Below are 20,796 nucleotides of genomic sequence, written 5' to 3'. Positions count from 1 at the left end.
CACAATTCTGGATCGTGTACATCAGCGAGATATGAGTCGGCTGTCAGGCCGCCTTCGCTGGCAAGCCAGCTCCCACAGTTTGAATCGAGTACATCAGCGAGAAACAGGTCGACTGTCAGGCCGCCATCGCGAGCAGGCTCACTCCTACAAAAGCAAAGGCAAAGCAGCGCAGCTGCCCGCGGCGCAGCCGCCCCACTCAACAATTAGCGCAAGCTCGAGTGCTCTTGATCTTGATCCACCGGCGACGTCGGAAGGCTGAGCGGAGGGATTGATCCGGGCGTGGGAGCGCAGCGACCGTCTGGCGCAGCCAGACACAGCGGAAGGAGGTGCAGCGAAGCAAACCGGAGCCGCTGCGCCCGGATCAGTCCCGGAGCGAAGGGACCCGAGCCTGCGAGGGCCGAACGTAGGAGCAAGCGTTTTTTTGCTTACTTTTTTTAGGCGTTTGTAAAAAAAGTGAGTCGCCGTAAGGGCGAAACCGCCAGCCGCAACACCCGCAAAAACGGATATACACCCAAACCACCCAAGGCATGGCCGGCCCAGAGGCCGCCAAGACAACCCGAGCGAGAAAATGTTAGCGTGCTTGCAATCAAGCCCCGACGAGCCCAAGCCCAATGAAAAAAACAGTCCTGGCCTTCAGCCGCATCACCCCGCCCATGATCGAACGCCTGCAAGAAGAATTCGACGTCATCGTCCCCAACCCCAAGACCGGTGACATCAACGCCCAGTTCAACGAAGCCCTGCCCCACGCCCACGGCCTCATCGGCGTCGGCCGCAAACTCGGCCGCGCACAACTGCAAAGCGCAACAAAACTCGAAGTGGTCTCGAGCGTCTCGGTCGGCTACGACAACTACGACCTCGACTACTTCAACGAACGCGGGATCATGCTCACCAACACCCCCGACGTGCTCACCGAAAGCACCGCCGACCTCGCCTTCGCCCTGATCATGAGCAGCGCCCGCCGCGTCGCCGAACTCGACGCCTGGACCAAGGCCGGGCAATGGCAGGCCAGCGTCGGCGCCCCGCTGTTTGGTAGTGATGTGCACGGCAAGACCCTCGGCATCGTCGGCATGGGCAACATCGGCGCCGCTGTCGCCCGGCGCGGGCGCTTCGGCTTCAACATGCCGATCATCTACAGCGGCAACAGCCGCAAGACCGAACTGGAACAGGAGCTCGGCGCGCAGTTCCGCAGCTTGGATGAACTGCTGGCCGAAGCCGATTTTGTCTGCCTGGTAGTGCCGTTGAGCGACAAGACCCGCCACCTGATCAGCCATCGCGAACTGGCGCTGATGAAGCCGAGCGCTATTCTGGTCAACATCTCGCGCGGCCCGGTGGTCGACGAACCGGCACTGATCGAAGCCCTGCAAAACAACCGCATCCGCGGCGCCGGGCTGGACGTCTACGAAAAAGAACCGCTGGCCGAATCGCCGCTGTTCCAGTTGAAAAACGCCGTGACCCTGCCGCACATCGGCTCGGCCACCACCGAGACCCGCGAAGCCATGGCCAACCGCGCCCTGGCCAACCTGCGCAGCGCCCTGCTCGGCGAACGGCCGCAGGATCTGGTCAACCCGCAAGTCTGGCGCGGCTGAAAAAAAGGGCCGGCGCAACATTGCGCCGGCCTTCACCTTACATAACTTGCAACCGAACAAAAACGCCAGACCAAGTAACAGCAATATAAGCTCTCGCAACTTATCAACTTATTGATTAATTGCCATGGAGAGCCAACCTCGTGAACACCCTGACCACCGACAAACTCATTCGTTACAGCAAAGTCATCTTGATGGCTTATATAAGTTTCTTTGGCCTGCTGGTGATGATCCATAACTTCACTGACTATGAGTCCAACTACACTTACGTTGCACATATCCTGAGCATGGACACCACCAACGCCAGCGAAAACATCATGTACCGCGCGATCGATTCGCCGATGATCCATCACCGGATCTACTGGTTCATCATCACTATGGAAGTCACCTATACCGTGCTTTGCCTGATCGGTACTTACCAGTTGTATCGCTACATCGATGCCTCGCCAGCGGCATTTCATGAAGCCAAGAAATTTTCGATCATGGGCATATTGGTTGCCATCTTCATTTATTACGTGTGTCTGCAAACTGTAGGTGTCGAATGGTTCGACATGGACACTTCGCAATCCTGGAATGCCAAGGACTGGGCGCGACATATTGTCGACTTCATCTTCCCGGTAATGATCTACATCACTTTAAAAGTTGAGCGCTGAGTATCAGCGCTCGCTTTATCAAGCCAACTTCCCTTGACCTGCAGACAACAGCACTTTCGGTTTACGAAACACCAGCACGTTGCCCAACATCACCAACACCAGCCCGACCAGCGCCGGTGCGGTCCATTGATAACCTTCGGCAAACGCCGACACGTTCAACGCCACCACCGGGAACAGCACCGTGCAATAAGCCGCCCGCTCCGGGCCCATGCGCCCGACCAGCGTCAGGTACGCGGTGAAGCCGATCACCGAGCCGGGAATCACCAGATACAACAGTGCCCCGACATAACGCGGCGACCAATCCATGTCGAAGGGTATGCCCTTGATCAGACACCACACCGTCAGCATCGCCGCGCCGTAGGCCATGCCCCAGGCGTTGGTGGTCAGCGGTCTGAGGCCGGCCTTCTGTTGCAGGCTCGAAAGCATATTCCCCGCTGAAAAACACAAGGTGCCACACAACGCCAGACCCAGCCCCAGCAGGGTTTGCGGACTGGCCTGATGCCCGGCCAGTTCCGGCCAGAACAACAGCCCCAGACCGAACAGCCCCAGCGCACCGCCCATCAACACATTGCGCGCAATGCGCTGGCCGAAAAACACCCGCGCATTCAGCGCGTTCCACAACGTCGCCGTAGAAAACACCACCGCCACCAGACCGCTGGGAATCCACTGACTGGCGGTCAGAAAACACATGAAGTTCACGCAGAACAGACATAACCCTTGAGCCACACAAATCAAATGCCCACGGCGGTTCATCGGTTGCAGACGCCGGCTGAGCAGCAAGAGGGCAAACAACACCAGCGCAGCCAGGCCGAAGCGATAGACAATCGACACCGGAATTTCGACCACGCCCAATTGCCATTTCAAGGCAATCCAGGTGGTGCCCCAGATCAGTACGGTCAGCAAGTACAACGACAGGTTCATGGCCAACACTCCTTAAACAGGCCTTGAGTGTCTGCCTCGGGCAGCCTTCGGCGCTTGCACAATCTTGCGCTTTTGTCTGGCGGCAGGCTGGCAGCGCGGCGTCTACGGAGTAGGATGCAAAGCGTTGGAGAGAACCGAACATGGCCGCTATCGATACCCTGCAAGTCTTTCAAGCCCTCAACCGCTCGCCGAATGCACGCCTTGTGCACAGCGCCGAGCTCGGTGACGGCATGTCTGCGGCTTTGTGGACCAACCACCACGATGCCCAGGAATACGAAGCGCCAAGTCATCACACGCTGTCCTGCTACGTCGCCGGCGGCACCGGCACATTCCGTCGTGGCCAGCCGGGCCGTAAGGGCGGGCCGGACAAGCTGTGCATCCTGCCGGCCGATCACGAATCGGGCTGGGTGATCAATGGCGACATCCGCTTGGCGCACCTGTATTTCAGCGCCGAACAATTCGCCCTCGGTTGCGTCACTTTGCTCGATCGCGAACCGCGCGAGATGCAATTACGCGAGCAGACCTTTCTCGAAGATCCGCAGCAGGCGCAGCGCTTTCGGCAATTGCTGAACCTGAACTGGCAAGAGCCGGCCGAGCGCTTGCTGACCAGCAGCCTCGCCCATGAATTGATCAGCCACACCTTGCTCAGCCAGGTCGGTGCGCGACACGGCTTGCGCTTGAAGGGCGGGCTGGCACCGCATCAGCGCCGACAACTGGTGGAGTTCATCGACAACCAGTTGGCCGAGCCGATCAGCCTCGGGCAACTGGCCGGGCTGTGTGCACTGTCGGAATATCACTTTGCGCGGATGTTTCGCCTGAGCTTCGGCCTGCCGCCGCATCAATATGTGCTGGCGCGGCGCTTGAGCCGGGCGCGGGAATTGTTGCGCGGCACGGCGCTGCCCTTGGGCGAGATTGCACTGGCGTGCGGGTTTGCCAGTGCGAGCCATTTTACCAATCGGTTCAGGCAGGTTTTGGGTGGGACGCCGGGCGAGTATCGGCAGGCGTTTTTGCGTTGAGCCCTTTTCCCCTCACCCCAGCCCTCTCCCAGAGGGAGAGGGGGCCGACCGAGTTGTCTTGCACTGTACGTCGACCTGAAACACCGAATCGATTATGGATTCAAAGCAACACATTCAAGTCGGTGTACCTCTGGAATATCCCACGGTCAGCCCCCTCTCCCAGAGGGAGAGGGGGCCTACCGAGTTGTCTTGCACTGTACGTCGACCTGAAACACCGAATCGATTATGGATTCAAAGCAACACATTCAAGTCGGTGTACCTCTGGAATATCCCACGGTCAGCCCCCTCTCCCAGAGGGAGAGGGGGCTGACCGAGTTGTCTTGCACTGTACGTCGACCTGAAACACCGAATCGATTATGGATTCAAAGCAACACGTTCAAGTCGGTGTACCTCTGGAATATCCCACGGTCAGTCCCCTCTCCCTCCGGGAGAGGGCTAGGGTGAGGGGCTTTTGATCTTGCCTCAAAACTCCAGCGTGCTGGAAAGCGAAACCTGCCGCGAATCCCCCATCGACACAAAGAAGCGGCTCGCCGAAGAGGTGTAATAAGTGCGATCAAACAGGTTCTTCACGTTCAACTGAAACTTGACCTTCTGCCCCTCAACCGTGGTGTCGTAAGTGGCAAACGCATCCGCCACGGTATAGCTCGGCAGGTCAAAATCATTCACCGCGTTGCCGGCACGCTCGCCGACATAGCGCGCGCCCGCCCCGACACGCAACTGATCGCCGCCAAACACATTGCCGAAGTCATACACCGCCGACAGCGAGCCGGAATTCTTCGCTACGTTCTGCAGGCGCTTGCCTTTGTATTCCGGGTCTTCGGTGACTTCGGCATCGGTGTAGGCATAGCTGCCGATGAGGTTCCAGCGCTCGCTGAGTTGCCCGCTCAGGTCGACTTCCAACCCGCGTGAACGCACCTCGCCCGCCGCACTGTAAATCGTTGTCGGACCTTCGGAGTTGGCCACCAGCACGTTGCGTTTCTTGATGTCGAACAACGCGATATTGCCGGTGATGCTGCCCGGCATATCCAGCCGCGCACCCAGCTCCCACGACTTGGCTTCTTCCGGCGCGATGCTGCCGTCGAGCACCGTACTGCTGCCGCTCAGCGGGGCGATGGTCGAGTTGGGTTTGAAGGATTCGGTGTAGCTGCCGTAGAACGACAAGGCGTCGGTGTAGCGATACACAAGACCGGCGCGCGGCACCCACTTCTGCCCATTGCTGTCGGTATTGGCCTTGAACGGCACGCCTTTGCCGGCGTACTGGTCGTACTCCTGAAAACGTCCGCCAGCGACCAGAATCCACTGCTCGTTGAGGTGAATCGAATCCTGCAGGAACAGCGAATCGCTACGCAGCTTATCGGTCTGCGCGCTGTCGGGCGCACTCACCGTAGTGCCCATCTCTTCGCGACCATACACCGGGTTGAGATAGCTGAACGTGGTCAGGCTTTTCTGCCGGATCAGATCCTCGCGGTAGATCTTGCGATATTCGTCGTCGACGCCGAACACCAGATCATGCTGCATGCCCAGTACATTCACCTTGCCTTCGAGGCTGGCGGTGGTGAAACGATCGGTGCTGATCGCATTCTGGGTGCCGTCCATGCTGCGGGTCAGTGTGCCTTTGTTGGTGTCGATCGCAGTCACGCGCACTTGGCTGGCGTCGTAGGTTTCGCGGTTCCAGCTGAAGCCGAAGTGGGCTTTCCAGTCGTCGTTGAGTTCGTGGTCGGCTTCGAAATGGTAGAGGTCCGAGCGCCCTTCCATGTCGTTGAACGGCTCGTCGAGACGCTGTTTGCGCGAGATATCCAGCGGATGGTTGGTGCGCGGATCGATCAGCGTGCCACGGTCGAAGGGGGTGAGAAACTCGCGGTGCTCGTAGGCGAACAACAGCTTGGTGCGCTCGCCGTACCAGGCCAGCGACGGTGCGATCAGCGTCTCGCGGTGGGTGCCGAAGTTGCGCCAGTAATCTTCGTCTTCATGATCGACGACCATGCGATAGGCGAAGCCGGAATCGCCCAGCGCACCGGTGCTGTCGAAGGCGCCACCGCTACCGTTCTTGCCGTCACCGTAGCTCGAACCGCGCACGGTCACGGCATTGTACTGGGTCAGTTCCGGCTTCTTGCTGACCAGGTTGACCACGCCACCCGGATCCTGAATCCCGTAGAGCAACGAGGCCGGGCCTTTGAGCACTTCGACGCGATCCACGGTCGCGTTCATGCCACGGCCCTGCACCAGCGGCATGCCGTCGCGCATGATCGAGCCGTTGCGGTTGTCGCCGAAACCGCGAGTCATCACCGAGTCCTGCGTACTGCCCAAAGTGTTGCCCTGGGTGATGCCGCTGACATTGGCCAGCGCGTCATCGAGATTGCGCGGCGCCTGATCGCGAATGACCTGCGCCGGGATGACATTGACCGTCTGTGGAATTTCTTGCAGCGACGCCGATGAGCGCATCACCGAACTGGTTTCCGGCGGCTGATAGCTCATCGATTCGTCGCGCGTGGACGTGATGGTGGTGGCGCCGAGATTGAGCGCCCCTTCGGTCGGCAACGGCTCCAGCGCCAGGGTATGACTGTCGGTGCGGCGAAAGCTCAGGCCGGAATTGCCGAGCAGGCGTTGCAGAGCCTGTTCGGCGCTCATCTGGCCGTTGACTGCCGGAGCATTGAGGCCGTACGGCGCTTCATCGGTGTAGACCACGCTTTGCCCGGTCACGCGGCTGAAGTCGCTCAGGGCTTGCGGCAACGGTTTCGCGGCGAGGGCAAAATTGAATTGCTGTTGCGCCTGATTGCTCACCGCTTCTGCCGCCAGGGCGATACTCATCGGCAGCAATGCCAACGCGGAAAAACTCAACGCCGACATGCCCAACCACTGTTTGACCGAACCGGATTTTGCCCTGGACTTCATTGCTCAATGACCTGTGTAGAACCGCAACGGATGCGAATGGCTCGCAGTTTCAGTCACTACACGGATGGGGCTCGGGGTTACCTCACCTTTAATTTGAAAATATTTTGCGGGGGATTTGTTGCCTGGGCTGACGCCTTCGCGAGCAGGCTCGCTCCCACCTTTGAAATGCGTACCCTGTGGGAGCGAGCCTGCTCGCGAAGAGGCCGGCAGCCTCAGCGCAAAATAATCAGCTGCCCCAACACCCGATGCTGCTCAAATCCCAACACCCCTCGCAGCGAATTGAGCACCGCTTGCGGATCCTTGCTCGGAAAGCTGCCGCTGACCTTGCGCGCCGCCAGCTCATCGTTGAGCAGCACAATCCGCCCCGGGTAATAGCGGCGCAGATCCTCGACGACATCGGCCAGCGTGGTCTTGTAGTAGGTCAGCCAACCCTGACGCCAGGCCAGTTGCGCTTCACTGTCCACGCCATGCAGTTTTTCCGCTGAGCCGTCGGCGTAGGCAACTTGCTGGCCGGCCGTGAGAATCTGCTGTTGGCCATGCTCATCGGCCGTCACCGCGACACGCCCGGACAATACCGTCACTTGCGCGCCATGGAGTTGCCGGCGCACTTCGAACCGGGTGCCGAGCACCCGCGCTTCGCCCTGCTCCGCCGCCACCACAAAAGGGTCGCCGGTGTGGGTGACGCTGAAGAAAGCAGCACCTCTGATCAATTTCACGCGGCGCTGACCGTGGCTGAAATCCACAGCAATCGCACTGTCGGCATCCAGTGTCACTTGCGACTGATCGGCCAGTGTCACCGTGCGAATTTCCCCCGGTGCCGAGACATGATCAGCGCGCAGATCGTCGAGCCAGCGCTGCGCCTGCCACCCGGTGCCGAGGCTGACCATCAGCAGCAGACACGCGGCCAGCGCCAGCGCTCCAGACCAACGCAACATCGGCGAACGACGCGGGGCGTCCATCGCCTGCAGATAACCTTGCAGCGCGAACGCATCTTCATCGGCCAGCGTGCGCGCGGGGCTTTCGCTGAGTTCCCAGATCACCTGCGCCTGCGCATACGCTTCGGCATGGGCCGGATCGGCGCGCAGCCATTGGCTGAAGGTGAGTTGATCGCCAGTGCTCGGGCGGTCGTGCAACAGGCTCAGCCAGGCCAGCGCGGCTTGCTCCTGGGCCGGCGTCGGTGTGATCGGATCGGATGGCTTCACGGTGCTTTCCCTGGCAGGCGTGGCGCGGGGTCGCGCAGGCTGGCCTTGCAGGCCTCGAGGGCGCGCATCATATGTTTTTCCACGGCACTTTGGGACAGGCCCATGGCCTTGGCGATGTCGGCGTACTTGCGCCCATGAATGCGATTGAGCAGAAAAATCTGCCGGGTGCGTTCGGGCAAGGCGCGCAATGCGGCTTCGACATGGCGCAGATCGTTGCCGGCTTCGAGGGCGGCCTGGGGTTCGCTGCCGTGGCTGTCGGGTTCGTCCGGCTGCCAGCCTTCGTTGACCCGCGTGCGCGCGCCTTCACTGCGCAAATGATCGATGGCGATGTTGCCGGCGCAGCGCAGCAGATAAGTGCTGAGCTCTTCGACCTGCACCAGCGGCCGCCGCCAGAAGCGCAAAAACAGATCCTGGACCAGATCCGCCGCCGTCGCCCGACAACCGACGCGGCGGTTCACCAGTGCTTCCATTTGCGCACGCTGTGACAGAAACACCTGAAGAAAATGCGCACGCGCGCCACGCGCTTCATCGTCACGCGATTCTGGCGGCAGACCGATCAGCACTTCAGCACTGCGCCCAGGCGGCGACCGGGCTCGCCAGCAGGCTCAACCCGGCCAGTGCCATGGCCAGACGCGGGCGATACGGCAGCAACAGCACCAGTGCCAAAGCACTGAGCATCAGCACCGCGAACCAGTCGACCAGACCGAAACTCCAGCCACCGGCCGCCACCGCCGCCCACAGTGAAAGCGCCAGCAACAGCCATCCCGCCACCGCCAGACCCTGACGGCGGCGCGTCGACGGTTTGGCGCCGAGCAACTCGGCATGATGGCGTGGCATCGACAGGCACAACGCGGTGAAGCCGGCATAGGTGAGCAACAGGGCCAGCAGCATCAGTTGGCCCCCTGTTCAACTGTGTTCGAGCGAGGCGAAGAACTTGCTTTGCGAACGCTGACGCGGTCGCCCGTACGCTGCATCTTGCGCGCAGCCCAGCCGAGAAAAAGCCCCGCCGCCAGACACGTCAGATCAAATCCGGCCAGTGCCCAGTCGCGCTGCATCAGGGTCGCGCCAAGATTCCACGGTGTGGTCAGCGCATTGATCAGCGGCACCGCGATAAACAGCGCGGCGCCGAGCGTCAGCTGTTCGATCCAGGCCTTGCGTCCCGGACGCAATACCGCGTGCATCACGCTCAGGCCCCAGGCTATGAAGAACGCATTCACTTCCCAATCGGCCCGCCCCGCCAGACTCACCGGCAGCAGTCGATTGGCCAGAAAGAACACCGCCACCGCCGATACCAGGCCGGCCATGCTGGCGATATTCAGCACCTCGACCAAACGCAATTCGAACGGCAGCGCCGCGCTTTTCACGTGCTTGAGCTGCCGCTTGCCGAGCCAGATCACCAGCCCGGTGCCGATCATTGCCGTGCCGGCCAGCCCGCAAATGAAATACAGCCAGCGCAACAGCGGCCCGGCGAAATGGCCCATGTGCAAACCGTAGAACGCGCCACCCACCGCCATCGCTACGGGTTGATCGGGGGTGCTGCTCAGAAGCTGCCCGGTGACGCCATTGAACGTCACCGCCCGGCCGAAATCATGCACCACCCGATCGCCCGCGCGGGACAGCACCACCGTGGCGCTGGCATCGCCCGGGTTGCTTACCGACAGGCGCGCGGTATGGCCGCCCGACCACTGCTCGCTGGCCTTGGCCAGTAGCGGCGCCATGGCGGTCAGCGGCGCGGCGATATCGGCACGCTCGGGCGTCTTCGAGGCGGGAAAGACTTCGTCGTAGAACTTGCGCACGTCGCTGCCGTAAGAGGCGACGATGCTGGCCGGCATCACCATCGACATGAAAATCACCAGGCTGCTGTAAGTGATCATCAAGTGAAACGGCAGCACCAGCACACCCACGGCGTTATGCCCGTCGAGCCAGGAACGCTGACCCTTGCGCGGGCGGAAGGTGAAGAAGTCCTTGAAGATTTTCTTGTGGGTGATGATGCCGCTGATCAACGCAACGAACATCACCATCGCAGCGAGAGTCGCCAGCCAGCGCCCCCACGGGTAAGGCATCTGCAACTGGAAGTGGAAACGGTAAAAGAACTCGCCGCCCATGCTTTCGCGGCCCTGTACTTCGACTCCGGTTTGAGCATCGAGGGTTCGGGATTCGAAGCGGCCGCGCTCGCCGGGTTTGCCCGGCGCCTGCTGCCAGCGCACGGTCAGACCGGGGTCGCGGGCATCGGGCAAGTCGATCAGCCAGCGCGAGGCACCGGCGGCGTGTTGTTGCAGATAGTTTTGCGCCTGCGCCAGGCTCGCTTCGCTATCAAGCGAATGTGCTGCGATCTCCGGCTGCATCCAGTGGCTGATTTCATCTTTGAAGTAAGCCAGCGTTCCCGTGAGAAAAATCGCGAACAGCAACCAGCCGAACACCAGCCCGGCCCAGGTGTGCAGCCAGGCCATCGACTGACGCAAACCCTCTTTCATGCCAGCCCCAGTCCGCGTGCGGCGCCAGAAACGGTGGCGAGAATCACGCTCGGCACCAAAAGGCCGACCCAGGCCGACCACGCGCTGCGGCAGGCAAAGCACCAGAGCACTGCGACCAGATAGACCAGAAAGGACACGGTCATGCCAGTGACCACCGCTTCGGCGCGGTTCAGCGGCAGCCACAACGTCAGGGTGACACTGGCCAGTGCCGCGACCAGATAGCCGCCGAAAATCGCCGCCAGTACCCGCGAAGTGACGGCCAGACGATAGGACATGGGAAGGGTTGCGAGTTTGCCTTGCATGTTTCGACCCTGAAACGGAAACGTTCGGCCGACAAGCCGAATCTACAGGCGAGCAATATTAATGATAAATATTCTCATACGCAAAAGCATCTGATTGCCGGACACTGTCGCCAGCCTCTACAATGCGAACCGTTCTTGTTCTCTAATGCACGTTCTCTACGCAAGTTTTGCGTCCGGAGTCATTTCGTTGCCGCCCGCCCATCCCGTCGAATCGCTCTACCATGCTCATCACAGCTGGCTCACTGGCTGGTTGCGGCGCAAGCTCGGCTGCCCCGACAGCGCTGCGGATCTGGCCCAGGACACGTTCATCAAAGTGCTGACCGCCCGCGAGCCACCAGTGATCATCGAGCCGCGCGCCTTTCTCGCCACGCTGGCCAAGCGCGTGCTGTTCAATCATTACCGACGCCAGGATGTGGAACGCGCCTACCTCGAGACGCTGGCGCAGATGCCTGAAATGGTCGTGCCGTCAGAAGAGCACAAAGCGATCATCCTGCAGACGTTGATCGAACTCGATGAGCTGCTCGACGGCTTGCCGCGCCAGGTCAAACGCGCCTTTCTGCTCGCGCAGGTCGATGGTCTGACTTATCCACAGATCGCCGCAGAACTGGGTATTTCGGTGGCCACGGTCAAACGCCATTTGAACAAAGCGGCCATGCGCTGCTATTTCGCTTTATGAATCGTGTGCCGGAATTTTCCGCGCAGGTCGCCGAACAGGCGGTGCACTGGCTGCTGGAAATGCAGCAGGGCACGCTGACCCCGCGCCAGCAACAGGCCTGGCAACAATGGCTGGATGCACACAGCGAACACCGCCGGGCGTGGGAACACATGCAACGGGTCAACCAGCGCTTGCGCGGCGTGTCGTCGCCGTTGGCCCACGCCGCGTTGAACGGACCGAAGTCTGGCAGCCGTCGTCAGGCGCTGAAAATGCTGCTGATTCTCGGTGCAGGCTCAGCGGCGACCTGGGGCATGCGCGAGCACACTCCGTTGCCGTCGCTGCTCGCCGATTACCGCACGCCGGTCGGCCAGCGACGCAAGATTGCCTTGGGCGGTGCCGATTCGTTGCAGCTCAATACCGCCAGCTCGGTTGATGTTGATGGTGCGCAGCGGTTGATTCGTCTGCTCGAGGGCGAAATGCTGTTGAGCGCTGCGAATCCGTTCGAGATACGTACGGCACACGGCGTGCTGAAAAGCCAAGGTGCGCGCCTCAATGTGCGGCAGTTTGTTGATCACACGCATATCGCGCTGTTTGAAGGACGAGTCGAACTCATCGCCAGCCAGCGCGCGCCCCTGCTGCTGCCGATCGCGCGGCAGTTGAGTTTTACTGCCAGCTCGGTCAGCGCCCCCAAACCGCTGGACGCCAACAGCGGCGCCTGGAGCGACGGCATGCTGGTCGCCGCCCATATGCGCCTCGGCGATTTCCTCGAAGAGCTTGGCCGCTACCGGCGCGGGCAGCTGCGGTGCGACAGTCAGGTTGCCGATCTGCTGATTTCCGGGACGTATCCGCTGGATGACAGCGAGCGGATTCTCGACCTGCTGCAGATCAGTCTGCCGGTGCAAGTGAAGCGCTTTACCCGTTATTGGGTGAGCGTCGAAGCTCGGGTTTAGAAAGCAAGATCAAAAGATCGCAGCCTTCGGCGGCTCCTACATTTGGAATGCATTTTTTCTGTAGGAGCTGCCGAAGGCTGCGATCTTTTGATTCTGAAAAAATAAATGAGCCGTTTTTCAGATCTGGCGTGACAGAGAAGGAAAGCCCCCTTGATTCCACCTTCTCAGGATCATCCACATGCAGCCCACCCGCCTTACGCCACTGGCCCGCAGCCTGCGCAATCTTCTGCTCGGCGCTAGCCTGAGTTTCACCGCCCTGCCCGCTGCGCTGGGCGCCGAAGCCAAGGTTTATCACATCGCCCCGGCGTCGCTGGAAACCGCGCTGAACCAGTTTGGCCGTGAAGCAGGCGTGCTGATTTCCTTCGGTTCGCAAGTCACCAGCGGCGTGCAAAGCCGTGGTCTGGAAGGCAATTACACCGCGCAACAAGGCCTCGATGCCTTGCTCGAAGGCACCGGCCTGCAAGCCCGCGCCGAGGGTAATAACGCCTTCAGCCTGCAACCGCTGGCTGACGCGGCGCTGGAGCTGGGCACCTCGACCGTAGTCGGCGACTGGCTCGGCGATGCGGCGCAGATCAATGTCTTCGAACACCCCGGCGCGCGTGATGTGATCCGCCGCGAAGAGTTCGAACGCCAGGGCGCGACCCAGGCCCGCGACGTGCTCAACCGCATCCCCGGTGTGAATGCGCCGGAGAACAACGGCACCGGCAGCCACGACATGGCACTGAACTTCGGCATTCGCGGTTTGAATCCGCGCCTGGCCGCACGCTCGACAGTATTGATGGACGGCATCCCGGTGCCGTTCGCGCCGTATGGTCAGCCGCAGCTTTCGTTCGCGCCGATCAGCATGGGCAACATGGATGCCGTGGACGTGGTGCGTGGCGGCGGTGCGGTACGTTACGGCCCGCAGAACGTCGGCGGCGTGGTCAACTTCGTCACCCGGGCGATTCCCGACGAGCCAACGGTCAAGGGAGGTTTGCAGACTGAAACCAGCCCATCGTCGAGCCACGACGGTTTCAAGACCAGCGCCAATCTGCTGGCCGGCGGCACCAACGCCAACGGCCTCGGTGGCGCCTTGCTGTACTCCGGCACCCGTGGTGGTGACTGGCGTGAACACAGCGATACCGAGATCGACGACCTGATCCTCAAGGGCAAGTACCAGCTCGACGACGCCAACAGCTTCAACGCCATGGCCCAGTATTACGAGGGCAAGGCCGACATGCCCGGCGGTCTCAATGTCGCCGATTACGATGCCGATCCGTATCAGTCGACGCGACCGAAAGACCAGTTCTGGGGGCGCCGCACGATGTTCAACTTCGGCTATCGCTATCAGCAAGATCGCCGCGAGTTCACCGCCAACACCTTCTTCACCAAAACCCTGCGCAGCGGTTATCTGGATCAGGGCACGTTTCTTTCGCTGTCGCCTCGCGAGTATTGGGTGCGTGGTCTGGAAACCCGTTTCGCCCAAGGCTTCGACCTCGGTCCGAGCAGCCACGAAGTCGGCGTCGGCTACCGCTACATCAATGAGGCCGGCCACGAACTGCGCTATCGCACGCCGATCAGCGCCAACGAATACCCGACCACCAGCAGCCGCAACGACCGCGACACTCGCGGTGGTACCGAAGCCAATGCGTTCTTCGTCGATGACCGCATCGACATCGGCAAATGGACCATCACCCCGGGCGTGCGCTACGAGATGATCGAGTCGCAGCAGACCAACAACCTGACCAACGTCAAATACAAGGGCGACTACAACACCGCGCTGCCGGCGCTGAACGTGCTCTATCACCTCACCGACAGCTGGAATCTGTATGCCAACACCGAAGGCTCGTTCGGCAGCGTGCAATACAGCCAGATGCCCAATCGCGTGAGCAGCGGCGAGGTGAAACCGGAAAAGGCCCGCACCTGGGAACTCGGCACGCGCTATGACAACGGTGCCCTGCGCGCTGAAATCGGTACGTTCCTGATCAACTTCGACAACCAGTACGAAAGCAACCAGACCAACGACTCGGTGATCGCTCGCGGCGAAACCCGCCATCAGGGCATCGAGACCAGCGTCAATTACGCGCTCGACGACTTGAGCCCGGCGCTGGCCGGTTTCGATGTCTACGCCAGTTATGCCTATGTCGATGCGACCATTCGCGAAGACGGGCCGAACAAAGGCAACCGCGTGCCTTTTTCATCCAAGCACAAAGGCACGATTGGCGTCGGTTATACCGAAGGGCCATGGAAGCTGAATCTGGACAGCAGCTTCCAGAGCGACCAGTTCGCCGACAACGCCAACACCTCGAAGGAAAGTGCCGATGGCAGCACTGGCAAGATCCCCGGTTACATGCTGTTCAGCAGCCGCGCCGGGTATGACTTCGGACCGCAACTGTCGGATTTGAATGTGGCGGTGGGCGTGAAGAACATCTTCAACACGCAGTACTTCACACGCTCGTTCGATGACAACAACAAGGGCAAGTACGTGGGAGAGCCGCGGACGCTTTACGTGCAGACGTCGGTGGCGTTCTGACCCCACCCCATCGAAGATCAAAAGCCCCTCACCCTAACCCTCTCCCAAAGGGAGAGGGAACTGACCGAGGTGTATTTACGATTTACGCTCGCCTGCAATATCGAGCCGAACGCTGGACTTGAAAACAACCGGGATCGGCCCCCTCTCCCAGAGGGTGAGGGACTGACCGAGGTGTATTTACGCTTACGCTCGCCTGCAATATCGAGCCGAACGCTGGACTTGAAAACAACCGGAATCGGCCCCCTCTCCCAGAGGGTGAGGGACTGACCGAGGTGTATTTACGCTTACGCTCGCCTGCAATATCGAGCCGAACGCTGGACTTGAAAACAACCGGAATCGGCCCCCTCTCCCAGAGGGTGAGGGACTGACCGAGGTGTATTTACGATTTGCGCTCGCCTGCAATATCGAGCCGAACGCTGGACTTGAAAACAACCGGAATCGGCCCCCTCTCCCAGAGGGTGAGGGACTGACCGAGGTGTATTTACGATTTACGCTCGCCTGCAATATCGAGCCGAACGCTGGACTTGAAAACAACCGGGATCGGCCCCCTCTCCCAGAGGGTGAGGGACTGACCGAGGTGTATTTACGATTTACGCTCGCCTGCAATATCGAGCCGAACGCTGGACTTGAAAACAACCGGGATCGGCCCCCTCTCCCAGAGGGTGAGGGACTGACCGAGGTGTATTTACGATTTACGCTCGCCTGCAATATCGAGCCGAACGCTGGACCTGAAAACAACCGGAATCGGCTCCCTCTCCCTCGGGAGAGGGCTGGGGTGAGGGGCTACGGTTTTAAACCCTGCGAGCAATCACCAACACCACAAACAAAAAACGGGCCTGCATCAGCAGGCCCGTTCTCCTTTGGTTACTTGTGAAATCAGCGCATCAACTGTTGATCGCTGCCTGTTCGTTCTCGTCAAATTCTTCCGCCAACAGCTTGTCGTTGGCTTTGCCGGTAAATGGCACTACAGCGGCGCGTGGTTTACCTCGCAGTTTGCCGAACAGATGATCCAGTTTGTGCTCGAGTTTCTCGGCAGCACCGTCGATCGCCTGTTCCAGCGAATCGGCTTTATGGGTCACGGAAATAGGTTGGTGGCCTTTTGGCCGCGCTTCCAGTTGGCAGCGCAAGTCATGGGGACCTGGTTTCTCGCCGTTCTCGTCGCTCAGGTGGACTTCGACACGGGTCAGGTCTTCTTCATAACGGTCGAGCGTGCTCTCAATAGTTGTACGTACCCACTCCTCCAGTCGCTTACTGCTTTGAATATGGTTATCGCTGTTGACTTGGATTTGCATAGTTCATCCCTTATTTCAGCTAGCTCGCTGGAGGCCTTGAGTTGAATTTCCTGACCTCCTGGTTACAACAATCGGCCCGAGCGACGAACATTTCAACCCCTGAAAAAAGAAAAATATTCATTCGCAAAAAAAGCCGGACAACCGAGCTGGGCGCTGTTAATGTCGGGAGTTGGGTCGACCCGCACCGCAGAAAAATCTGCTCACATCTGTTGCTCATTCAGCGGGTGCAGACTGCGAAAAATCCCCGCCTCTTCCACCAGCCAGTCATGCACAGCGCGCACGCCCGGATGGCTCAACGCCCCCGGTGCATACAACAGCACGTAGCGTTTATGGTTGGGCACCGACAAGCCGAACGGCACGATCAAAGTGCCGCGCTCCAGCTCATCGTTGAGCAACGTGCGCCGGGCAATCGCCACGCCCATACCGGCAATCGCCGCTTCGATGGTCAGGTGATTGCGATTGAACGTGTGGCCGCGCCGCACATCGGCGCCTTCGAAGCCGATCGCATTCAAATAGAACTCCCATTCCGCGTATTCGTAACTGCCACGCCAAGCGGTGATGTCGTGCAGCAGCGGGAAATGCACCAGATCCGCCGGCCCGTGCAACGGCGGTCGCCCGCGCAGCAGGCTCGGCGCGCACACCGGAAATATCTGCTCGTCGAGCAAGGCTGTAGATAACAATCCGGGGTAGCTGCCATCGTTGAGGTCGATCGCCAGATCGAAATCGCCCTCATGCAAGGGCACGCTGCTGTCCTCGGCCACCAGGCGCAACTGGATGTCCGGAAAGCGTTGCTGCAAGCGCGGCAGGCGCGGGGTCAGCCACTTGCCGAGAAACGACGGGATCGAACGCAACCGCAGAGTCCCGCTGATCATCCCGGCGTCCAGCCGGCGCAATTCCGCATCGATGCTGCCATAGGCTTCATTGACGGTAATCGCCAGCCGCTGCCCCTGTGCACTCAACTCAACACCCCGCGCTCGCCGATGAAACAGGCGAAAGCCCAGGCGCTCTTCCAATTGGCGGATCTGCTGGCTGACCGCGCCCGGGGTGATGTGCAGCTCTTCGGCACAACGGGTGAACGACAGGTGCCGCGCGGCACAGGCAAACACCTGCAGCCAGACATAGGTCTGGGCATGCAATTGACGACTCATTGTTTAGTCCTGCTAAAGGCTGTCTTAGGAGGTTTCGTTGGTCACCTCGAACCGAGGCAGGCAGTATCGCCGACATTGCGCTTGTCCGACAAAAAATGGCAGCGATTCCTACTCCATTGCTTGTAAGGGTTTAGCATGGCTATCAGTGTTTTCGATCTATTCAAAGTGGGCATCGGCCCGTCCAGTTCCCATACCGTCGGTCCGATGCGTGCAGCGGCGACCTTTGCCCAGGCCCTGATCGACCAGCATCTGCTCAATGACGTGCGACGGGTGGAAATCCGTCTGTACGGCTCGCTGTCTGCGACCGGCGTTGGCCACGCCACCGATCGCGCGACGGTCATGGGCCTGATGGGCGAGTGGCCGGACAGCATCGATCCTTCGACCATCGATCCACGCATTCAGCAACTGCGCGAAACCGGGCAATTGTCCCTCGCCGGTCAACGCTCGATTGCGTTTGACTGGCAGAGCGATCTGCTGCTGCTCGACGAGAGCCTGCCCTACCACCCCAACGCCATGTCGCTGAGCGCATTTGGCGAAAGCGCCGAGCTGTTCGCGCAAACCCATTACTCGGTGGGCGGCGGCTTCATCGTCGAAGCGGCTGAAGCCGAGTCTGGCGTGGCGCCAGCCAGCGACGTGGTGTTGCCCTACGATTTTTCCAGCGCCGCCGAACTGCTCGCTTTGTGCAAAAAGCACAATCTGCGCGTGTCCGAACTGATGATGGCCAACGAGCGCGCCTGGCGCAGCGATGCCGAGATTCGCCAAGGCCTGCTGCACATCTGGTCAGTGATGCGCGAGTGCGTCGAACAAGGTTTGCGCCACGAAGGCATCCTGCCCGGCGGTCTGAAAGTACCGCGCCGCGCGGCGAAACTGCATCGCAGCCTGTTGGAAATCGGCAAACCGAATGTGATCAGCTCGACCCTGTCGGCAATGGAATGGGTCAACCTGTTCGCCCTTGCCGTCAACGAAGAAAATGCCGCCGGCGGGCGCATGGTCACCGCGCCGACCAATGGCGCCGCCGGGATCATTCCGGCCGTTCTGCACTACTACATGAAATTCAATCCGGATGCGTCTGACGATGACGTCGTTGCGTTCTTTCTCGGTGCAGCCGCCGTCGGCATTTTGTGCAAGAAAAACGCCTCCATCTCCGGTGCCGAGGTCGGCTGTCAGGGCGAAGTCGGTTCGGCTTGCGCAATGGCCGCCGCCGGCCTCGCCGACGTCCTCGGCGCGACACCGGAGCAACTGGAGAACGCTGCCGAAATCGGCCTGGAACACAACCTCGGCCTGACCTGCGATCCGGTCGGTGGCCTGGTGCAAGTGCCGTGCATCGAGCGTAATGCCATCGCGGCGGTGAAGGCGATCAACGCCACGCAAATGGCCCTGCGCGGCGACGGCAATCACTTTATTTCCCTCGACCGGGTGATCCGCACCATGCGCGACACCGGCGCCGACATGCACGACAAGTACAAGGAAACCTCGCGGGGCGGGCTGGCGGTGAACTGGGTGGAGTGCTGATCGGCCTGACTGCACTGTCAGCGATCATCCGCTCATTCCTGCCCTGAAAACGCGCCACAAAAAACGGCGAGCCCCGAGGCTCGCCGTTTTTTTCGCCGTGTTTATTGTTCGACAATTTTTCCGGCATGCGCCTTGCTACATCACCCATGAGGCAAACGGACATTGCAAACCTCAGCGAACGAGATGCCAGTGGTCTGGTGTTGCGAACCAAATCAGATCATGGCCGGTCAACAACTGCACGTTCAATCAGGCGGTGACGCATCATGGACAACCCATTTCAAATCATTACCGATGCATTCGCGCCGGACTATCAGATCAATCTGAGCATCCAGGGCCTGGACGGCAGCATCATGCTGACCCTGTCCAACGCCGGTCGCATCGTGGCCAAACGCATGATCAGCGCCGAACAGCGCAATGATCCGGAACGCTTGAAGAGGCTGGTGCAAAGCATCCAGTTCGGCATCGCCATCGAACAGGGTCACAGCGCCATGTCGATCCTCGAAGCCATGACCAGCGGTGCCGGGCTTACCCCGCCACCGCCACGGGTCAAAGGCCAGCCGGGTCAGGCGGCGGGCCTTTAAAGCTCGCCCTTCTCCACTTCAGGATGTTCGCTGGAGCCCGTGCCGAGCTTGCGCTGCGGGTTCTCGATCTTCACTGAGGGGAATTGCGACGAAGCGTAACGCACCACCAGGATCGCAAACGCCAGCAGCAGAATGCCGCCGCACAGGTAGATAATGCCCATGTCCGGCGGGTTGTGGTGCGAGACGTTGGAGATCAGCAGGCGCGTCAGTGCAGTGATCGCCACGTAGATCAGGAAGCGCACCGGCATGTGGTTGGTCTTGAAATAAATCCCGACCATCGCGCCCAGTTCCAGATAGATGAACAGCAACAGAATGTCATCGATCTTGATGTGCCCGACTTCGAGCATCCCGAGAAACTCCATCACCGCCGCCCACGCTGTCACCGCACCGATGGCGAACAGCGCCAGATAGTGAAAGGTTTCGACGAACAGGTTGCCCAGGGACTCGGCCAGCTGATGCACGTTACGCCGCAGTTTCTCGGCCCAATTTATTTTCACGATGAGTTTCCTTAGCCCGTTTCGGGCGGATGATGCGTATCGCACGTGACGGTTTTGCGCGCGCGCCTTGTAGCAACGGTTTTCATGCAGGTTCAGGGCCACGCATCATGGCGATCCGCCGCAAATCCCGCGCCGTGGCGTTTGGTCGCAGGCTCGCGGCTTTGCACAATCCCCGTGGGAGCGAGCCTGCTCGCGAACAGCAGCGACACGGCTCACTGACAAACGCCAAATCCGGTCTACATTGAAAAGCCACTACCCATGGCGCAGGGATTCGCTTATCCTTTTCGCTGTATATGGATACAGTAGTCGTCAAGACAACTTAATGTGAAGGCATGTGAGGTGGTGAATGGCCGTCGAAGTGGTATACCGCAGCAGCCGAGATCTGGAGCGCTTGTTCATGGATAAAGCCGAAGCTGATCGTCATGACAAAATGCTCGAACTGGCCGAATATCTGGCCGATGTGCTGCAAAAAGCCGTTCCGTCCCTGACTGAACAGCAAGTGGAAGAAGCCGGGATCTACATGGCGAAGAATCGCGATGTGTTCGCCAGAGCGTTCAAGAGCCAGCCCGATGCGCTGTCGGAGCTGATCAATGCGCCGGCCGAGCC

General features: G+C 60.2%; 18 protein-coding genes and 1 pseudogene. 9 read left to right on the top strand and 10 right to left on the bottom strand.

Annotated elements, in window-relative coordinates; translation table 11 throughout:
- The first annotated feature begins 611 nt into the window (after positions 1-611).
- Positions 612-1,586, top strand: coding sequence for a 2-hydroxyacid dehydrogenase (locus AB4O45_RS17990; protein WP_095180411.1), 975 nt, complete (start codon positions 612-614; stop codon positions 1,584-1,586).
- A 140-nt stretch (positions 1,587-1,726) separates the two neighbouring features.
- The gene (locus AB4O45_RS17985; RefSeq protein WP_073473697.1) at positions 1,727-2,236 is read left to right on the top strand and encodes a DUF2165 domain-containing protein; all 510 of its coding nucleotides are present in this window, start codon (positions 1,727-1,729) and stop codon (positions 2,234-2,236) included.
- A gap of 18 nt (positions 2,237-2,254) precedes the next feature.
- Here AB4O45_RS17985 and AB4O45_RS17980 read toward each other — a convergent pair whose 3' ends face one another.
- Entirely contained in the window at positions 2,255-3,157 is a 903-nt protein-coding gene (locus AB4O45_RS17980) for a DMT family transporter (RefSeq protein WP_460160392.1), read from the bottom strand.
- A gap of 140 nt (positions 3,158-3,297) precedes the next feature.
- Here AB4O45_RS17980 and AB4O45_RS17975 point away from each other — a divergent pair, with 140 nt between their 5' ends.
- Entirely contained in the window at positions 3,298-4,173 is an 876-nt protein-coding gene (locus AB4O45_RS17975) for a helix-turn-helix domain-containing protein (RefSeq protein WP_056783023.1), read from the top strand.
- A 462-nt stretch (positions 4,174-4,635) separates the two neighbouring features.
- On the opposite strand, the gene AB4O45_RS17970 is transcribed toward AB4O45_RS17975, so the two are convergent.
- The 6 genes from AB4O45_RS17970 to AB4O45_RS17945 form a co-directional block, all read right to left on the bottom strand.
- A complete protein-coding gene (locus tag AB4O45_RS17970; RefSeq protein WP_460160391.1) occupies positions 4,636-7,065 on the bottom strand; it encodes a TonB-dependent siderophore receptor in 2,430 nt (809 codons plus the stop codon).
- Positions 7,066-7,277: 212 nt separating this feature from the next.
- Positions 7,278-8,267, bottom strand: coding sequence for a FecR family protein (locus AB4O45_RS17965; RefSeq protein ID WP_460160390.1), 990 nt, complete (start codon positions 8,265-8,267; stop codon positions 7,278-7,280).
- Positions 8,264-8,830, bottom strand: a complete 567-nt coding sequence (locus tag AB4O45_RS17960; RefSeq protein WP_460160389.1) for an RNA polymerase sigma factor — start codon at positions 8,828-8,830, stop codon at positions 8,264-8,266. Before AB4O45_RS17960 ends, AB4O45_RS17965 begins: the two co-directional genes overlap by 4 nt.
- A gap of 1 nt (position 8,831) precedes the next feature.
- Positions 8,832-9,158 carry a DUF3325 domain-containing protein gene (locus tag AB4O45_RS17955; RefSeq protein ID WP_150636167.1) on the bottom strand — a complete coding sequence of 109 codons (327 nt, stop codon included), beginning with the start codon at positions 9,156-9,158 and terminating at the stop codon, positions 8,832-8,834.
- Positions 9,158-10,741 (bottom strand): PepSY-associated TM helix domain-containing protein, encoded by a 1,584-nt coding sequence (locus AB4O45_RS17950; protein ID WP_460160388.1) that lies wholly within the window; start codon positions 10,739-10,741, stop codon positions 9,158-9,160. The genes AB4O45_RS17955 and AB4O45_RS17950 overlap by 1 nt, the downstream gene beginning before the upstream one ends.
- A complete protein-coding gene (locus AB4O45_RS17945; protein WP_252887348.1) occupies positions 10,738-11,043 on the bottom strand; it encodes a DUF3649 domain-containing protein in 306 nt (101 codons plus the stop codon). Before AB4O45_RS17945 ends, AB4O45_RS17950 begins: the two co-directional genes overlap by 4 nt.
- 145 nt (positions 11,044-11,188) lie before the next feature.
- On the opposite strand from AB4O45_RS17945, the gene AB4O45_RS17940 reads away from it, so the two are divergent.
- The 3 genes from AB4O45_RS17940 (at position 11,189) to fecA (ending at position 15,160) form a co-directional block, all read left to right on the top strand.
- Positions 11,189-11,719: a sigma-70 family RNA polymerase sigma factor gene (locus AB4O45_RS17940; RefSeq protein WP_460160387.1), complete on the top strand. Its 531-nt coding sequence runs from the start codon at positions 11,189-11,191 to the stop codon at positions 11,717-11,719.
- Positions 11,716-12,648 carry a DUF4880 domain-containing protein gene (locus tag AB4O45_RS17935; RefSeq protein ID WP_460160386.1) on the top strand — a complete coding sequence of 311 codons (933 nt, stop codon included), beginning with the start codon at positions 11,716-11,718 and terminating at the stop codon, positions 12,646-12,648. The genes AB4O45_RS17940 and AB4O45_RS17935 overlap by 4 nt, the downstream gene beginning before the upstream one ends.
- Positions 12,649-12,826: 178 nt before the next feature.
- Positions 12,827-15,160: a TonB-dependent Fe(3+) dicitrate receptor FecA gene (gene fecA / locus AB4O45_RS17930; RefSeq protein ID WP_460160385.1), complete on the top strand. Its 2,334-nt coding sequence runs from the start codon at positions 12,827-12,829 to the stop codon at positions 15,158-15,160.
- An 884-nt stretch (positions 15,161-16,044) separates the two neighbouring features.
- Here fecA and AB4O45_RS17925 read toward each other — a convergent pair.
- Positions 16,045-16,452 carry an HPF/RaiA family ribosome-associated protein gene (locus AB4O45_RS17925; protein ID WP_016771629.1) on the bottom strand — a complete coding sequence of 136 codons (408 nt, stop codon included), beginning with the start codon at positions 16,450-16,452 and terminating at the stop codon, positions 16,045-16,047.
- A gap of 200 nt (positions 16,453-16,652) precedes the next feature.
- Complete coding sequence (locus tag AB4O45_RS17920) at positions 16,653-17,600, bottom strand: LysR substrate-binding domain-containing protein (RefSeq protein WP_016771630.1); 948 nt, start codon at positions 17,598-17,600, stop codon at positions 16,653-16,655.
- Between the two features lie 135 nt (positions 17,601-17,735).
- Between AB4O45_RS17920 and AB4O45_RS17915 the strand changes: the two genes are divergently transcribed.
- Together AB4O45_RS17915 and AB4O45_RS17910 are read left to right on the top strand one after the other, a co-directional pair.
- Positions 17,736-19,112 carry an L-serine ammonia-lyase gene (locus AB4O45_RS17915; protein WP_252883201.1) on the top strand — a complete coding sequence of 459 codons (1,377 nt, stop codon included), beginning with the start codon at positions 17,736-17,738 and terminating at the stop codon, positions 19,110-19,112.
- Between the two features lie 263 nt (positions 19,113-19,375).
- Positions 19,376-19,693 carry a DUF3509 domain-containing protein gene (locus AB4O45_RS17910; RefSeq protein WP_016771632.1) on the top strand — a complete coding sequence of 106 codons (318 nt, stop codon included), beginning with the start codon at positions 19,376-19,378 and terminating at the stop codon, positions 19,691-19,693.
- Here AB4O45_RS17910 and AB4O45_RS17905 read toward each other — a convergent pair.
- A complete protein-coding gene (locus tag AB4O45_RS17905; RefSeq protein WP_039759287.1) occupies positions 19,690-20,190 on the bottom strand; it encodes a phosphate-starvation-inducible protein PsiE in 501 nt (166 codons plus the stop codon). The genes AB4O45_RS17910 and AB4O45_RS17905 overlap by 4 nt on opposite strands.
- A 346-nt stretch (positions 20,191-20,536) precedes the next feature.
- On the opposite strand from AB4O45_RS17905, the pseudogene AB4O45_RS17900 reads away from it, so the two are divergent.
- A pseudogene (locus AB4O45_RS17900) lies at positions 20,537-20,791 on the top strand (YebG family protein); the annotation flags it as partial.
- Positions 20,792-20,796 lie beyond the last annotated feature (5 nt).

It is taken from the genome of Pseudomonas sp. S2_B10 (assembly GCF_054668425.1).
The sequence above is the reverse complement of the archived record's forward strand: the minus strand, read 5'-3'. Positions and strand labels throughout refer to the sequence as shown.

Excerpts from the sequence above, each read along its gene's own strand:
- AB4O45_RS17990 (WP_095180411.1), top strand. The coding sequence starts at position 612 with ATGAAAAAAACAGTCCTGGCCTTCAGCCGCATCACCCCGCCCATGATC.
- AB4O45_RS17980 (WP_460160392.1), bottom strand. The coding sequence starts at position 3,157 with ATGAACCTGTCGTTGTACTTGCTGACCGTACTGATCTGGGGCACCACC.
- AB4O45_RS17975 (WP_056783023.1), top strand. The coding sequence starts at position 3,298 with ATGGCCGCTATCGATACCCTGCAAGTCTTTCAAGCCCTCAACCGCTCG.
- AB4O45_RS17970 (WP_460160391.1), bottom strand. The coding sequence starts at position 7,065 with ATGAAGTCCAGGGCAAAATCCGGTTCGGTCAAACAGTGGTTGGGCATG.
- AB4O45_RS17955 (WP_150636167.1), bottom strand. The coding sequence starts at position 9,158 with ATGCTGCTGGCCCTGTTGCTCACCTATGCCGGCTTCACCGCGTTGTGC.
- AB4O45_RS17950 (WP_460160388.1), bottom strand. The coding sequence starts at position 10,741 with ATGAAAGAGGGTTTGCGTCAGTCGATGGCCTGGCTGCACACCTGGGCC.
- AB4O45_RS17945 (WP_252887348.1), bottom strand. The coding sequence starts at position 11,043 with ATGCAAGGCAAACTCGCAACCCTTCCCATGTCCTATCGTCTGGCCGTC.
- AB4O45_RS17940 (WP_460160387.1), top strand. The coding sequence starts at position 11,189 with ATGCACGTTCTCTACGCAAGTTTTGCGTCCGGAGTCATTTCGTTGCCG.
- AB4O45_RS17935 (WP_460160386.1), top strand. The coding sequence starts at position 11,716 with ATGAATCGTGTGCCGGAATTTTCCGCGCAGGTCGCCGAACAGGCGGTG.
- fecA (WP_460160385.1), top strand. The coding sequence starts at position 12,827 with ATGCAGCCCACCCGCCTTACGCCACTGGCCCGCAGCCTGCGCAATCTT.
- AB4O45_RS17925 (WP_016771629.1), bottom strand. The coding sequence starts at position 16,452 with ATGCAAATCCAAGTCAACAGCGATAACCATATTCAAAGCAGTAAGCGA.
- AB4O45_RS17920 (WP_016771630.1), bottom strand. The coding sequence starts at position 17,600 with ATGAGTCGTCAATTGCATGCCCAGACCTATGTCTGGCTGCAGGTGTTT.
- AB4O45_RS17915 (WP_252883201.1), top strand. The coding sequence starts at position 17,736 with ATGGCTATCAGTGTTTTCGATCTATTCAAAGTGGGCATCGGCCCGTCC.
- AB4O45_RS17910 (WP_016771632.1), top strand. The coding sequence starts at position 19,376 with ATGGACAACCCATTTCAAATCATTACCGATGCATTCGCGCCGGACTAT.